The organism is Pseudomonas sp. W2I6 (genome assembly GCF_030815935.1).
Lineage (GTDB): Bacteria > Pseudomonadota > Gammaproteobacteria > Pseudomonadales > Pseudomonadaceae > Aquipseudomonas.
In genome coordinates, this window is the sequence record NZ_JAUSXJ010000001.1 from 3947973 (window position 1) to 3962843 (window position 14871).

At 61.7% G+C, this 14871-nt stretch carries 14 protein-coding genes; 12 read left to right on the top strand and 2 right to left on the bottom strand.

Going from position 1 to position 14871, the window contains the following annotated elements; all coding sequences use genetic code 11:
* The first annotated feature begins 157 nt into the window (after positions 1-157).
* Positions 158-1021, top strand: coding sequence for an MBL fold metallo-hydrolase (locus QF039_RS18265; RefSeq protein WP_307519895.1), 864 nt, complete (start codon positions 158-160; stop codon positions 1019-1021).
* 122 nt (positions 1022-1143) lie between these two features.
* On the opposite strand, the gene bkdR is transcribed toward QF039_RS18265, so the two are convergent.
* Complete coding sequence (gene bkdR / locus QF039_RS18270) at positions 1144-1629, bottom strand: Bkd operon transcriptional regulator BkdR (protein WP_003212855.1); 486 nt, start codon at positions 1627-1629, stop codon at positions 1144-1146.
* Between the two features lie 195 nt (positions 1630-1824).
* On the opposite strand from bkdR, the gene QF039_RS18275 reads away from it, so the two are divergent.
* From QF039_RS18275 to QF039_RS18295, 5 genes are all read left to right on the top strand, one after another.
* Positions 1825-3060, top strand: a complete 1236-nt coding sequence (locus tag QF039_RS18275) for a 3-methyl-2-oxobutanoate dehydrogenase (2-methylpropanoyl-transferring) subunit alpha (RefSeq protein ID WP_307519897.1) — start codon at positions 1825-1827, stop codon at positions 3058-3060.
* 1 nt (position 3061) lies between these two features.
* A complete protein-coding gene (locus QF039_RS18280; RefSeq protein WP_003212859.1) occupies positions 3062-4120 on the top strand; it encodes an alpha-ketoacid dehydrogenase subunit beta in 1059 nt (352 codons plus the stop codon).
* Positions 4121-5404, top strand: a complete 1284-nt coding sequence (locus tag QF039_RS18285; protein ID WP_307519900.1) for a dihydrolipoamide acetyltransferase family protein — start codon at positions 4121-4123, stop codon at positions 5402-5404.
* Positions 5405-5407: 3 nt separating this feature from the next.
* Positions 5408-6787 (top strand): dihydrolipoyl dehydrogenase, encoded by a 1380-nt coding sequence (gene lpdA, locus QF039_RS18290; RefSeq protein ID WP_177021068.1) that lies wholly within the window; start codon positions 5408-5410, stop codon positions 6785-6787.
* A gap of 195 nt (positions 6788-6982) precedes the next feature.
* Positions 6983-8002 carry a branched-chain amino acid aminotransferase gene (locus QF039_RS18295; protein ID WP_003212864.1) on the top strand — a complete coding sequence of 340 codons (1020 nt, stop codon included), beginning with the start codon at positions 6983-6985 and terminating at the stop codon, positions 8000-8002.
* Positions 8003-8141: 139 nt separating this feature from the next.
* Here the strand turns inward: QF039_RS18295 and QF039_RS18300 are convergent, their stop codons facing one another.
* Positions 8142-9038: a GNAT family acetyltransferase gene (locus tag QF039_RS18300; RefSeq protein WP_307519903.1), complete on the bottom strand. Its 897-nt coding sequence runs from the start codon at positions 9036-9038 to the stop codon at positions 8142-8144.
* Between the two features lie 284 nt (positions 9039-9322).
* Here QF039_RS18300 and ctlX point away from each other — a divergent pair, with 284 nt between their 5' ends.
* The 6 genes from ctlX (at position 9323) to QF039_RS18330 (ending at position 14861) form a co-directional block, all read left to right on the top strand.
* Entirely contained in the window at positions 9323-10249 is a 927-nt protein-coding gene (gene ctlX, locus QF039_RS18305; RefSeq protein ID WP_307519905.1) for a citrulline utilization hydrolase CtlX, read from the top strand.
* Positions 10250-10260: 11 nt separating this feature from the next.
* Positions 10261-11307 carry an ornithine cyclodeaminase gene (locus QF039_RS18310; protein ID WP_003212869.1) on the top strand — a complete coding sequence of 349 codons (1047 nt, stop codon included), beginning with the start codon at positions 10261-10263 and terminating at the stop codon, positions 11305-11307.
* 356 nt (positions 11308-11663) lie between these two features.
* Complete coding sequence (locus QF039_RS18315) at positions 11664-12443, top strand: ABC transporter substrate-binding protein (RefSeq protein WP_307519908.1); 780 nt, start codon at positions 11664-11666, stop codon at positions 12441-12443.
* A 157-nt stretch (positions 12444-12600) separates the two neighbouring features.
* A complete protein-coding gene (locus QF039_RS18320; RefSeq protein ID WP_063028536.1) occupies positions 12601-13302 on the top strand; it encodes an ABC transporter permease in 702 nt (233 codons plus the stop codon).
* A complete protein-coding gene (locus tag QF039_RS18325; RefSeq protein WP_003208574.1) occupies positions 13299-14012 on the top strand; it encodes an ABC transporter permease in 714 nt (237 codons plus the stop codon). The genes QF039_RS18320 and QF039_RS18325 overlap by 4 nt, the downstream gene beginning before the upstream one ends.
* A gap of 3 nt (positions 14013-14015) precedes the next feature.
* A complete protein-coding gene (locus tag QF039_RS18330; RefSeq protein ID WP_256344069.1) occupies positions 14016-14861 on the top strand; it encodes an ABC transporter ATP-binding protein in 846 nt (281 codons plus the stop codon).
* Positions 14862-14871 lie beyond the last annotated feature (10 nt).

A 14871-nucleotide genomic window follows, 5' to 3' on the forward strand; every position in this document is an offset into this window, starting at 1 on the left:
ATGCACGCAAGGGTCGTTGCCGTATGGCACCACGCCCTAGCTGTTTGCCACCACGATGCCATCCTTTGCCTCGGGTCCTTTAATTCACTTAAGCTCACAAGGTTATGTGGAAACCTAACTGAATGTAAGTCGCCATTAGCTATCTGGGAAACCCTTCATGTCAGCGTTGATTCAATCCTTTCTGGACGAGGCGTCGTCGACCTACACCTACGTCGTCTATGAAACGGACGGTGGCCCATGCGCCATCGTTGATTCGGTGCTCAACTACGACCCGGCCTCCGGACGCACCGGCACCGGCCAGGCGGACAAGGTGATCGCGTTTGTGCGCGAGCATGGCTTGCAGGTGCAGTGGTTGCTGGAAACCCACGCCCATGCGGATCATCTGTCGGCTGCGCCTTATTTGCGTCGCCAGCTGGGGGGCAAGATCGCGATTGGCCAGTCCATCAGCAAGGTGCAGGGAGTGTTCAAGAACCTGTTCAACCTGGAGGCGGAGTTTCGGGTGGATGGGTCGCAGTTCGACCATCTGTTTGCGCCGGATGAGGTGTTTCACATCGGCAACCTGAAGGCCCAGGCGCTGCATGTGCCGGGGCATACGCCGGCGGATATGGCTTACCTGATTGATGACCAGTTGATTCTGGTGGGCGACACGCTGTTCATGCCGGATGTGGGCACGGCGCGCTGCGATTTCCCTGGTGGGGATGCGCGCCAGCTGTATGCATCGATGCGCAAGTTGTTGGCCTTCGCGCCTGAAACCCGCCTTTATGTGTGCCATGACTATCCGCCCGAAGGCCGCGCAGCCAAGTGCCTGACCACGGTGTCTGAACAGCGGGCGGGGAATATTCATGTGCATGACGGGGTGGATGAGGCGGCGTTTGTCGAGATGCGCACCACGCGGGATGCCGGGTTGGGCATGCCGACGCTGTTGTTGCCGGCGATTCAGGTGAATGTGCGGGCCGGGGTGATGCCGCCGGCGGAAGGAAATGGGGTGGTTTATTTGAAGATTCCCCTCAACCAGCTTTGAAATGCACTACAAAATGTGGGAGCGGGCTTGCTCGCGAATGCGGTGTATCAGTCTATATTTTCGGTGACTGACACTCCCCATTCGCGAGCAAGCCCGCTCCCACATTTGTTTTGTGTCGTTCGTTAGCCGAGGTTGATGCCGTTGGCCGGTAGCGGCAGTGCGGTCTTGTAGCGCACTTGCTTGAGGGCAAAGCTGGAGCGGATGTTGGCGACACCCGGGACTTTGGTCAGGAAGTCCATCATGAAACGCTCCAGGGACTGGATGGTCGGCACCAGCACCCGAATCAGATAATCGGGGTCGCCGGCCATCAGGTAACACTCCATCACTTCGGGGCGATCCGAAATCGCCCCTTCGAATTGCTGCAATGCCAATTCGTTCTGCTTTTCCAGGCTGACGTGGATGAACACATTGACGTGCAGCCCCAGCAGGTCGGCGTCCAGCAGCGTCACCTGGTCGCGAATCAGCCCCAGTTCTTCCATGGCCTTGACCCGGTTGAAACACGGCGTGGGCGACAGGTTGACCGAGCGGGCCAGGTCGGCGTTGGTGATGCGGGCGTTCTCCTGAAGGGCGTTCAGAATGCCGATATCGATACGGTCCAGTTTGCGCATGAGACAAAACCACCTGTTTATTATGTTTATGCAGTTTTTTTATCCCCAAATGATCTCCAACGCAACGAAACAGAGATAAATATTCTCCTGAGCCGAGCCTATGATTGTTGTAGGACAAGATTTCTTCTACCCGAAGAAGGACTGTCAGCTACCGCGCCCACTACAAGAAATTCACAAGATAGAGCGTAGAAAGCCATGACTCAGCAGTACGAACCACTGCGCCTGCACGTTCCCGAACCCTCGGGCCGCCCAGGCTGCAAGACCGACTTTACCTACCTGCGCCTGACTGACGCTGGCCTGGTGCGCAAACCTCCGATTGACGTAGAACCCGCCGACACCGCCGACCTGGCCAAGGGCCTGATTCGCGTGCTCGACGATCAGGGCCAGGCCCTCGGCCCATGGGCTGAAGGCGTGCCAGTCGAGATTCTGCGCAAGGGCATGCGCGCCATGCTCAAGACGCGGATCTTCGACAACCGCATGGTGGTCGCCCAGCGTCAGAAGAAGATGTCGTTCTACATGCAAAGCCTCGGCGAAGAAGCCATCGGCAGCGCCCAGGCCCTGGCCTTGAACATCGACGACATGTGCTTCCCCACCTACCGCCAGCAAAGCATCCTGATGGCCCGGGAAGTGCCGCTGGTAGACCTGATCTGCCAACTGCTGTCCAACGAGCGCGACCCGCTCAAGGGCCGCCAGTTGCCGATCATGTACTCGGTAAAAGATGCCGGCTTCTTCACGATTTCCGGCAACCTCGCCACCCAATTCGTACAAGGCGTGGGCTGGGGCATGGCCTCGGCCATCAAGGGCGATACCAAGATTGCCTCGGCCTGGATCGGCGACGGCGCCACCGCTGAGTCCGACTTCCACACCGCCCTCACCTTCGCCCACGTGTACCGGGCGCCGGTCATCCTTAACGTAGTGAATAACCAGTGGGCGATCTCCACCTTCCAGGCCATCGCCGGCGGTGAAGCCACGACCTTTGCCGGACGCGGCGTGGGTTGCGGCATCGCCTCCCTGCGGGTGGACGGCAACGACTTTGTCGCGGTGTACGCCGCCTCCGCCTGGGCCGCCGAACGCGCCCGCCGCAACCTGGGCCCGACCCTGATCGAATGGGTGACCTACCGTGCCGGCCCGCACTCCACCTCCGATGACCCGTCCAAATACCGTCCCGCCGACGACTGGAGCCACTTCCCGCTGGGCGACCCGATTGCCCGCCTCAAGCAGCACCTGATCAAGATTCGTCAGTGGTCCGAAGAGGAACACGCGGCGGTCAGTGCCGAACTTGAAGCCGAAGTGCTCAAGGCCCAGAAAGAAGCCGAACAGTACGGCACCCTGGCCGGTGGCCAGATTCCAAGCGCCGCGACCATGTTCGAAGACGTTTATAAAGAGATGCCGGAGCACTTGAAGCGCCAGCGTCAAGAGTTGGGGATCTGACATGAACGATCACAACAACAATATCGAGCTGGAAACTGCCATGACCACCACGACCATGACCATGATCCAGGCCTTGCGCTCGGCCATGGATGTGATGCTTGAGCGAGACGACAATGTGGTGGTGTTCGGCCAGGACGTCGGTTACTTCGGCGGCGTGTTCCGCTGCACCGAAGGCCTGCAGAACAAGTACGGCACCTCGCGGGTGTTCGACGCACCGATCTCCGAAAGCGGGATCGTCGGCGTGGCGGTCGGCATGGGCGCCTATGGCCTGCGGCCGGTGGCCGAGATTCAGTTCGCCGACTACGTGTACCCTGCCACCGACCAGATCATTTCCGAAGCCGCCCGCCTGCGTTATCGCTCGGCCGGCCAGTTCACGGCACCGCTGACCATGCGCATGCCCTGCGGCGGCGGCATCTACGGCGGCCAGACCCACAGCCAGAGTATTGAAGCGGTGTTCACCCAGGTCTGCGGCCTGCGCACGGTGATGCCGTCCAACCCGTACGACGCCAAGGGCCTGCTGATCGCCTCCATCGAGAACGATGACCCGGTGATCTTCCTCGAACCCAAGCGCCTGTATAACGGCCCGTTCGACGGCCACCACGACCGCCCGGTAACCCCGTGGTCGAAACACCCGCAAGCGCAGGTGCCGGACGGTTACTACACCGTGCCGCTGGATGTGGCCGCCATCGCCCGCCCGGGCAAGGACGTGACCATCCTCACCTACGGCACCACGGTGTATGTGTCGCAAGTCGCCGCCGAAGAAACCGGCATCGACGCTGAAGTCATCGACCTGCGCAGCCTGTGGCCGCTGGACCTGGAAACCATCGTCAATTCCGTGAAGAAAACCCGTCGCTGCGTGATCGTTCACGAAGCCACCCGTACCTGCGGGTTCGGCGCCGAGCTGGTGGCGCTGGTGCAGGAGCATTGCTTCCACTACCTGGAAGCGCCGATCGAGCGCGTCACCGGTTGGGATACCCCGTATCCCCACGCGCAAGAGTGGGCGTATTTCCCTGGCCCGACCCGTGTGGGCGCGGCTTTGCATCGGGTTATGGAGGTCTGAATGGGCACGCACGTTATCAAGATGCCGGACATTGGCGAAGGCATCGCAGAAGTTGAATTGTCGGTATGGCACGTCAAGGTCGGCGACCTGGTGGTAGAAGACCAGGTGCTGGCGGACGTGATGACCGACAAGGCCATGGTGGACATTCCGTCGCCGGTGCACGGCAAGGTGATTTCCCTCGGCGGCGAGCCGGGGGAAGTTATGGCGGTGGGCAGTATTTTGATCAGTATCGAAGTGGAAGGCGCGGGCAATACCAGGGAGTCGGCGTTGTCGGCGGTGGTTGAAGAGGTCGCGCCGGCACCGGCTCCTGCACCGAAAGTCGAAGCCAGGGCCGCGCCGGTGGTTGAACCCAAACCGGCAGCCAAACCTGCGGTGGCGGCTGCGCAAGCGCCCGTGGCCCGCGAGGCCGATGACCGCCCGCTGGCCTCCCCGGCCGTGCGCAAACATGCGCTGGATGCTGGCATCCAGCTACGACTGGTCCAGGGCTCCGGCCCGGCCGGCCGGATTCTGCATGAAGATCTGGACGCTTACTTGCTCCAGGGTCCGGCGAAAAATTCCGGGGCCTCCAACCCGTACGCCGAACGCAACGACGAGCAGCAAATCCCGGTGATCGGCATGCGCCGCAAGATCGCCCAGCGCATGCAGGACGCCACCCGGCGCGCCGCGCATTTCAGCTATGTGGAAGAGATCGACGTCACCGCCCTCGATGAGTTGCGCGTGCACCTCAACGAGAAACACGGCGCTACCCGCGGCAAGCTGACCCTGCTGCCGTTCCTGGTGCGGGCCATGGTCGTCGCATTGCGCGACTATCCGCAGATCAACGCGCGTTATGACGACGAAGCCCAGGTCATCACCCGCCTCGGCGCGGTGCATGTGGGTGTCGCCACCCAGAGCGATGTCGGCCTGATGGTGCCGGTGGTGCGTCACGCCGAAGCCCGCGACCTGTGGGGCACGGCGCAAGAAATCAATCGCTTGGCGAATGCGGCGCGCAATGGCAAGGCCAGTCGCGATGAGCTGTCGGGCTCGAGCATCACCCTGACCAGCCTCGGTGCGTTGGGCGGGATTGTCAGCACCCCGGTGCTGAACCTGCCGGAAGTGGCCATCGTCGGGGTCAACCGCATTGTCGAGCGGCCGATGGTGATCAAGGGCCAGATCGTGATCCGCAAGATGATGAACCTCTCCAGCTCCTTCGATCACCGGGTGGTCGATGGCATGGACGCGGCGCAATTCATCCAGGCCATCCGTGGCCTGCTCGAACAACCCGCCAGCCTGTTCCTGGAGTAACCCATGTCTCAAACATTGCACACCACGCTGCTGATCATCGGCGGTGGGCCAGGCGGTTACGTGGCAGCGATTCGCGCCGGCCAGCTGGGCATCCCGACCATCCTGGTGGAAGGCCAATCGCTGGGCGGCACCTGCCTGAACATCGGCTGCATTCCGTCCAAGGCGCTGATCCATGTCGCCGAACAGTTCCAGCAAACCGTGCACCACAGCCAGGGTTCGCCGTTGGGTATCGAAGTCGATGTGCCGACCCTGGACATCGGCAAAAGCGTTGAATGGAAAGACGGCATCGTCGACCGCCTGACCACCGGCGTAGCCGCGCTGCTGAAAAAACACAAGGTCCAGGTCATCCAGGGCTGGGCCAAGGTCGTGGACGGCAAGACCGTCGATGTCGGCGACCAGCGCATCCAGTGTGAACACCTGTTGCTGGCCACCGGCTCGAAAAGTGTCAACCTGCCGATGCTGCCGATTGGCGGGCCGATCATCTCCTCCACCGAAGCCCTGGCGCCGAAACGCATCCCGAAACGCTTGATCGTGGTGGGCGGCGGCTACATTGGCCTGGAATTGGGGATTGCCTATCGCAAGCTCGGTGCAGAGGTCAGCGTTGTTGAGGCCCAGGACCGGATTTTGCCGGCCTACGACGCCGAACTGACCCAACCGGTGGCCGAATCCCTGAAGCAACTGGGGGTGAAGGTGTTCCTGAAACACAGCGTCAGCGGTTTTGAGCACAACACCCTGCAAGTGCGTGACCCCAGCGGCGAGACGCTGTCGCTGGAAACCGACCAGGTGCTGGTTGCCGTTGGTCGCAAACCCAACACCCAGGGCTGGAACCTCGAAGCCTTGAACCTGGACATGAACGGCTCGGCGATCAAGATCGACAGCCGTTGCCAGACCAGCATGCGCAATGTGTGGGCCATCGGCGACCTCAGCGGTGAACCGATGCTCGCCCACCGGGCCATGGCCCAGGGCGAAATGGTCGCCGAACTGATCAGCGGTAAATCCCGCGAATTCAACCCGGCCGCGATCCCGGCGGTGTGCTTCACCGACCCCGAACTGGTAGTGGTCGGCAAGACCCCGGACGAAGCCAGGGCGGCCGGGCTGGACTGCATCGTGTCGAGCTTCCCGTTCGCCGCCAATGGCCGGGCCATGACCCTGGAGTCGAAAACCGGCTTCGTGCGGGTAGTGGCGCGCCGCGACAATCACCTGATCGTCGGCTGGCAGGCGGTAGGCGTTGGCGTCTCGGAACTGTCCACGGCCTTCGGCCTGAGCCTGGAAATGGGTTCACGCCTGGAAGACGTGGCGGGCACCATCCACGCCCACCCGACCCTCGGCGAAGCGGTACAGGAAGCAGCCCTGCGGGCCCTGGGGCATGCATTGCATCTATAAAATGGCGAAGTTCAAATGTGGGAGCGGGCTTGCTCGCGAAAGCGGTGGATCAGCACCGAATGCATCGAATGACACGCCGCATTCGCGAGCAAGCCCGCTCCCACACAAGCCAAGAATGAAGTATTGTTGCGCCCATCCAGAAATAAACCATAAGCCTGCCTTCGACCAGGCGGTTGACAAAAGATAGAGGGTGTCATGGGTAACGAAAGCATCAATTGGGACAAGCTGGGTTTTGACTACATCAAGACCGACAAGCGTTTCCTCCAGACCTGGAAAGACGGCGAGTGGCAAAAAGGCACCCTGACCGACGACAACGTGCTGCACATCAGCGAGGGCTCCACCGCCCTGCACTACGGCCAGCAATGCTTTGAAGGCCTCAAGGCCTACCGCTGCAAGGACGGTTCGATCAACCTGTTCCGCCCCGACCAGAATGCCGCGCGCATGCAGCGCAGCTGTGGCCGCCTGCTGATGCCACAAGTGCCGACCGACGCCTTCATCGAAGCCTGCAAGGAAGTGGTCCGCGCCAACGAGCGGTTCATCCCGCCGTACGGCACCGGCGGCGCGCTGTACCTGCGCCCGTTCGTGATCGGCACCGGCGACAACATCGGCGTGCGCACCGCGCCGGAATTCATCTTCTCGATCTTCTGCATCCCGGTCGGCGCCTACTTCAAGGGCGGCCTGACCCCGCACAACTTCCTGATCTCCGGCTACGACCGTGCGGCTCCCAACGGCACCGGCGCCGCCAAGGTCGGTGGCAACTACGCCGCCAGCCTGATGCCCGGTTCCCTGGCGAAAAAAGCCAACTTCGCCGACTGCATCTACCTCGACCCGGCCACCCACTCGAAGATCGAAGAAGTCGGCTCGGCCAACTTCTTCGGGATCACCCACGACAACAAGTTCGTTACCCCGAACTCGCCGTCGGTGTTGCCAGGCATCACCCGCCTGTCGCTGATCGAACTGGCCAAATCCCGCCTGGGCCTGGAAGTGGTTGAAGGCGACGTGCTGATCGACAAGCTGTCGGACTTCAAGGAAGCCGGCGCCTGCGGCACCGCCGCCGTGATCACCCCGATCGGCGGCATCGAGTACAAAGACAAGCTGCACGTGTTCTACAGCGAAAAAGAAGTCGGCCCGGTCACCCAGAAGCTCTACAAAGAGCTGACTGGCGTACAGTCCGGCGACGTCGAAGCGCCTGAGGGCTGGATCGTCAAGGTCTAAGCAACACTGCAAAACCAAACTGTGGGAGCGGGCTTGCTCGCGAAAGCGGAAAGTCAGTCGACAGATTTATTGGCTGATCCACCGCATTCGCGAGCAAGCCCGCTCCCACATTTGCTTTCAGTGCTTGGAAAACCGGGCTTCAGGCCTTATCCATCGGGATGTTTTCCAGGATCTTCTTGCCCATGCTGATCCGCGGCTCCGCGCCATAACCCAGCGCCTCATAAAACCCCATCACCGCGTCATTGCCACTGGTGATCTGCAGGTTGATCTTCATGCAACCCAGCGCCGTCAACGCCTGCTCCGCATGCCGCACCAACGAGGCGCCCAGGCCCTGGCGGCGATAGTCGTTGTGCACCGCCACTGAATACAACCAGCCACGATGCCCGTCGTAGCCGGCTAGGATAGTGCCGATCACCGCCTTCTTGTCGGTGGCCACGAAGAACAACCCATCGTTGACCGCCAGCTTCTTGTCGATCGCCAGGCTCGGCAGGTTATGCGCCGCGTCATAACCAAACGCCGCCTGCCACAACGCCACCACCTGCGCCCGATGCGCCCGATCGTGATAGACGCCGATGGGATGGCGGGATGACAACGCCTTCTCCATCACCAGCGTGCGTTCATTGCCATGGTAGACATCGCGCACCGTGTGGAAACCGAGCTTGGTGTAGAACGGCTCTGCCGTCAGGGAAGACGGCACATGCAACATGGTCACCCCGGCTTCCCGGGCACGCAGCTCGATTTCAATCATCAGCAAGCGCCCGATGCCCTGCCCTTGCAGCGCGGGATTGACGAATACCGAGCGCACCACATTGGCGTCAAGTGCCGCCGTGGCAACGATCACCTCATCCTGAATGGCCACCAGCACCGTTCGACGCGCGAGCAACGCCACGACAGCCTCGGGAGTAAAGTTGCTCGCCACCCGCGCAATCACATCCGCCGGATAATCCCGGGCGTTGCTGTCATGCAGGGCCGCCAGGATGACCTGGCTGATGCCCTCGGCATCGGTAGTTTGGGCGAGACGAACTTCAGTGGGCATGGTTTCTCCATCCAGACAAAAAACCTCAGGCAACACAATACCAATGTGGGAGCGGGCTTGCTCGCGAAGGCGGTGTATCAGCCACCGAATTTATTAACTGACCCACCGCTTTCGCGAGCAAGCCCGCTCCCACATTTTGATCTCCACTCACCTCCACAGCCGATTCGGCTGCCCCACCCCACTTTTCAGCTTTCCCGGCTGAGCCACCCCCTCACTTCAGCCGGGATTCTTCCTTCACACCGCACAAAATAGCCTCACTGCCCAACCCATGGACCCGTGCCCCCATGCAAACCACCAACACTGTCCTGATGATCCGCCCGGCGCACTTCGCCTTCAACCCGGACACCGCGATCAACAACCGCTTCCAGCGCGCGCCGCTCGACCCATTGGCCGCACAGCAGAAAGCGCTGGAAGAGTTCGACGGCTACGTCGACACCCTGCGCCACCACGGCGTGGAAGTGCTGGTGGTACAAGACACCGCCGCTCCCCATACCCCGGATTCGATCTTCCCCAACAACTGGTGGAGCAGCCACGCCGATGGCAGCCTGGTGCTGTACCCGATGGAAGGCCAGAACCGACGACTGGAACGCGACAAAGGCGTGCTGCAAGTGCTGGAGCAACGCTTCGCGATCCACAACACCATCGACTTCAGCCACCTCGAACAACAGAACATGTTCCTCGAAGGCACCGGCAGCATGGTCCTCGACCGCCAGCACCGCATCAGCTACGCCTGCCATTCCGGACGGCCCCATCAGGATGCCCTGCGCCAGTTCGCCGAACGCCTGGACTACCAGGTCTGCGTATTCCACGCCGTCGACCGTCACCACGCGCCGATCTACCACAGCAACGTAATGATGAGTGTCGGCCGCGACCTCTCCGTGGTGTGCCTGCAAGCCCTGCCCGATGACCACGAGCGCCAGGCCCTTGAACGCTCCCTGCGCGACACCGGCAAAGACATCGTCGCCCTGGACTTCGACCAGCTGGAAGCCTTCGCCGGCAACATGCTCGAAGTCCATGACCGCGACGGCCAGCCGCTGCTGGTGATGTCGGCCAGCGCCTGGGGCTCGCTCAAGCCCGCCCAGCGTCAGCATGTGGAGCGTCACACCCGGCCGGTGGTGGTGAACATCGACAACATCGAACGCATCGGCGGCGGCAGTGCCCGCTGCATGTTGGCGGAAGTACATCTGCCCGCCCGCCCCTCATTTCAATAAGGAGTCTTCCCATGACCCGCTATATCGACGTCAACGACTTGAGCTACCTGGTTTCGCAAAAAGGCCTGCAAACCTGCATTACCGAGATGGCCGAGTACATCCGCGCCGACTACCTGCGCTGGCAGGACTTTGAAAAATGCGCACGCCTGGCCAACCATTCCCCCGAGGGCGTGATCGAGCTGATGCCGGTGTCCGACGCGTCGCTGTACGCCTTCAAATACGTGAACGGCCACCCGAAAAACACCCAGAGCGGCATGCTCACCGTCATGGCCTTCGGCGCCCTGGGTGATGTGGACACCGGCAAACCGGTGCTGCTGGCGGAAATGACCCTGACCACCGCGATCCGCACGGCCGCCACCTCGGCCCTGGTGGCGCGCTACCTGGCCCGGGACAACAGCCGCAGCATGGCGCTGATCGGCAACGGCTCCCAGAGCGAGTTCCAGGCCCTGGCCTTCCACGCGATGCTGGGCATCACTGAAATCCGCCTGTTCGACATCGACGCCAAGGCCACCGCCAAACTGGCCGCCAACCTCAAAGCCTTCCCGGCGATCAAGGTGATCCTGGCAGGCAGCGTGGCCGAAGCCGTGAAAGGCGCCGACATCGTCACCACCGTCACCGCCGACAAGGCCTACGCCACCATCCTCACGGACGAGATGATCGAACCGGGCATGCACCTGAATGCCGTCGGTGGCGACTGCCCCGGCAAGACCGAACTGGACCGACGAATCGTCGAACGGGCCCGCGTGATTGTCGAGTACGAGCCACAAAGCCGCATCGAAGGTGAAATCCAGCACATGCCGGAGGATTCGCCGGTCACCGAGCTGTGGCAAGTGATCAACGGCCAGGCGCCAGGCCGCGAAAACGCGCGCCAGGTCACCCTGTTCGACTCGGTAGGTTTTGCCATCGAAGACTACTCCGCCCTGCGTTACGTACTGGACGTGGCCAAGGCGCTGGACGTGGGCAGCGAACTGGAACTGGTGCCGGACCTTGCCGACCCCAAGGACCTGTTTGCCCGCCTGGCCCAAGCACCGGTGGCACAGCAGAAAAAGCGCGCCTGAGACCGCTCTGGCCTGCCGCTTTGCGTGAAACGCAGGCCGGAAAAACCCGGTCAACAAGCCGATTCAGCGGGTGCCGCAGCCGTTTCCGCTGTGACCCGCGTTTTAACAGCACATTCCGCCCGCCGCGGCAGGGGTAAACGACACAAAAAACGCACCATCTTGAAGCATTCTCTCTGACAACAAACAGCCCAATGTGGCGAGGGAGCTTGCTCCCGCTGGAGTGCGTAGCGCTCCCGGGATTTTGGGGCCGCTGCGCAGCCCAGCGGGAGCAAGCTCCCTCGCCACAAAAGCCAGCTCGCCTTAGCTTTCAACTTTTCTACTGCCCTGACATCAATTACAAAATATAGGGAATACACATGACTCCGCTCCGATCACTTTTCGCTGCGCTGCTCCTGCCATTGACCGCAACCGCTGCCCAGGCTCAGGAATGGAAAGAAATCCGCTTTGGGGTTTTCCCCGAATACCCACCGTTTGAATCCGTCGCCGCCGACGGCAGCCTGCAAGGTTTCGACATCGACCTGGGCAACGCCATCTGCGCCAAGCTGGAAGTCAAATGCGTGTGGGTCCACAACGAATTCGACGGCATGATCCCGGCCCTGCGCGCCCGCAAGTTCGACGCCATCATGTCCTCCATGGCCGTGACCCCGGCCCGCCAGAAAGTCATCGACTTCAGCGACCGGCTGTTCCTCAGCCCGACCTCGGTGATCACCCGCAAAAGCGCCGACTTCGGCGACACCCCCGAATCCCTGAAAGGCAAACAGGTCGGCGTGCTGCAAGGCTCGCTGCAGGAAGCCTACGCCCGTGCGCACCTGGCAAAACTTGGCGCGCAGATCAAGGCGTACCAGTCCCAGGAACAGAACTACGCCGACCTGCAAAACGGTCGCCTCGACGCCACCCTGACCGACAAGCTCGAAGCCCAGCTCAACTTCCTGTCCAAGCCTGAAGGTGCCGACTTCAAGACCGGCCCGGCCTTCAAGGACCCGACCCTGCCGCTCGACATCGCCATGGGCCTGCGCAAGAACGACAAGGACCTGGTGGAGCTGATCAACAAAGGCATCGCCGCCGTCCAGGCCGATGGCACCTACACACAGATCCAGAAGAAATACTTCGGCGATCAGGATATCTACAACGAGTAACGCCTCCTGTGGGAGCGAGCTTGTGTGGGAGCGGGCTTGCTCGCGAAAGCGGTGGGTCAGTCACACATGTATTGACTGAAACTCTGTCTTCGCGAGCAAGCCCGCTCCCACACAAGCTCGCTCCCACCGTAAAACTCGCGCCATCGAGATACTTCCCATGAATGAACTCCTCAACCTGCAAGGCTTCGGCCCGCTGCTGGCCCAGGGTGCCTGGATGACGGTCAAGCTGGCGTTCCTGGCGCTGCTGCTGAGCCTGTCCCTGGGACTGATCGCCGCCGCCGCCAAGCTCTCCAGCGTCAAGCTGCTGCGGGTTCCGGCCACGCTCTACACCACGCTGATTCGCAGCGTGCCGGACCTGGTGCTGATCCTGCTGATTTTCTACAGCCTGCAACTGTGGCTGAACGACCTGAGTGAAATGCTCGGCTGGGCCTACTTCGAAATCGACCCGTTCACCGCCGGTGTCATCACCCTCGGTTTTATCTACGGTGCGTATTTCACCGAAAACTTTCGCGGGGCGATTCTCAGCGTGCCCGCCGGCCAACTCGAAGCCGCCACCGCCTACGGCCTGAGCCGCTGGCAGCGCTTTCGCCTGGTGCTGTTCCCGCAACTGATGCGCTTTGCCCTGCCGGGCCTGGGCAACAACTGGCTGGTGTTGCTCAAGTCCACCGCGCTGGTGTCGATCATCGGCCTGTCAGACCTGGTCAAGGCCGCACAAAACGCCGGCAAGACCACCAATGACCCGCTGTATTTCCTGATCCTCGCGGGCCTGGTGTACCTGGTGATCACCACCCTCTCCAACCGCATCTTCAAACGCCTGGAACGGCGCTACAACGTGGGCATCAAGGGGATGGCGCGATGATCGAACTGATCCAGCAATACGGCCTGGCCTACCTGTTCACCGACGGTAACGGCTTTTCCGGGGTGGCGATGACCCTGTGGCTGTTCATTATCTCGGTGGTGCTGGGCTTCATCCTGTCGATCCCGCTGGCGATCGCGCGGGTGTCGGAACACTTCTGGATTCGCTGGCCAGTGGAGGTCTACACCTACCTGTTTCGCGGCACACCGCTGTATATCCAGTTGCTGATTTGCTACACCGGCCTCTACGGCCTGGACGTGGTGCAGGACAACGCCCTGCTCAACCAGTTTTTTCGCAATGCACTGAACTGCACGCTGCTGGCGTTTGTACTGAACACGTGCGCCTACACCGTGGAAATCTTTGCCGGGGCGATTCGCAACATCCCCCACGGCGAGATCGAAGCCGCCAAGGCCTACGGCCTGCATGGCTGGCGCCTGAACCTGTTTGTGGTAGTGCCCGCCGCACTGCGTCGCGCACTGCCGGCCTACAGCAATGAAATGATCCTGATGCTGCACGCCACGTCCCTGGCGTTCACCGCCACCATTGCCGACATCCTCAAGGTGGCCCGCGACGCCAACGCCGAGACGTTCCTGACGTTCCAGGCCTTCGGCATCGCTGCCCTGTTGTACATGCTGCTGTCCTTTGCACTGGTGGGCCTGTTTCGACTGGCCGAACGTCGCTGGATGCGTTTTCTTGTTCCTACCCGAGGCTAACCCATGAATCAGTCCGCGCAGGCCCTGGCCGCTTATCCCACCGATGTACGCCCCGCTACCCAGCCGGTCGCCGTGGCCGAAAACGCCAACGTCAAACTCCAGGTCGAAGGCCTGCACAAACGCTATGGCGAGCATGAGGTGCTCAAGGGCGTTTCACTGAACGCGCGCAACGGCGACGTGATCAGCCTGATCGGCGCCAGCGGCTCCGGCAAGAGCACGATGCTGCGATGCATCAACTTCCTCGAACAGCCGGACGCCGGGGTTATCACCCTCGATGGCATCAGCATCGAAATGCAGCAAGGCCGCGCCGGCACGCGCGCGCCGCACCAGGCGCAATTGCAGAACCTGCGCACCCGCCTGGCCATGGTGTTCCAGCACTTCAACCTGTGGAGCCACATGACCGTGCTGGAAAACATCACCATGGCGCCGCGCCGGGTGCTGGGGGTGAGCGCCGCCGAGGCGGAAAAACGCGCACGCCTGTACCTCGACAAGGTTGGCCTGCCGGGCCGGGTGGCGGACCAATACCCGGCATTCCTCTCCGGCGGCCAGCAACAGCGCGTGGCCATCGCCCGGGCCCTGGCGATGGAACCGGAGATCATTCTGTTCGACGAACCCACTTCGGCCCTCGACCCTGAACTTGTAGGAGAAGTGCTCAAAGTCATACAGACGTTGGCGGAGGAAGGTCGTACCATGCTCATGGTCACCCACGAAATGGGCTTTGCCCGCCAGGTGTCCAGCCAAGTGCTGTTCCTGCATCAGGGCCGCGTCGAGGAACAAGGCGCAGCGGATATCCTCGACCAGCCGAACAGCGAACGCTTGCAGCAATTTCTTTCCAACCGATTGAAGTGAACACCACACA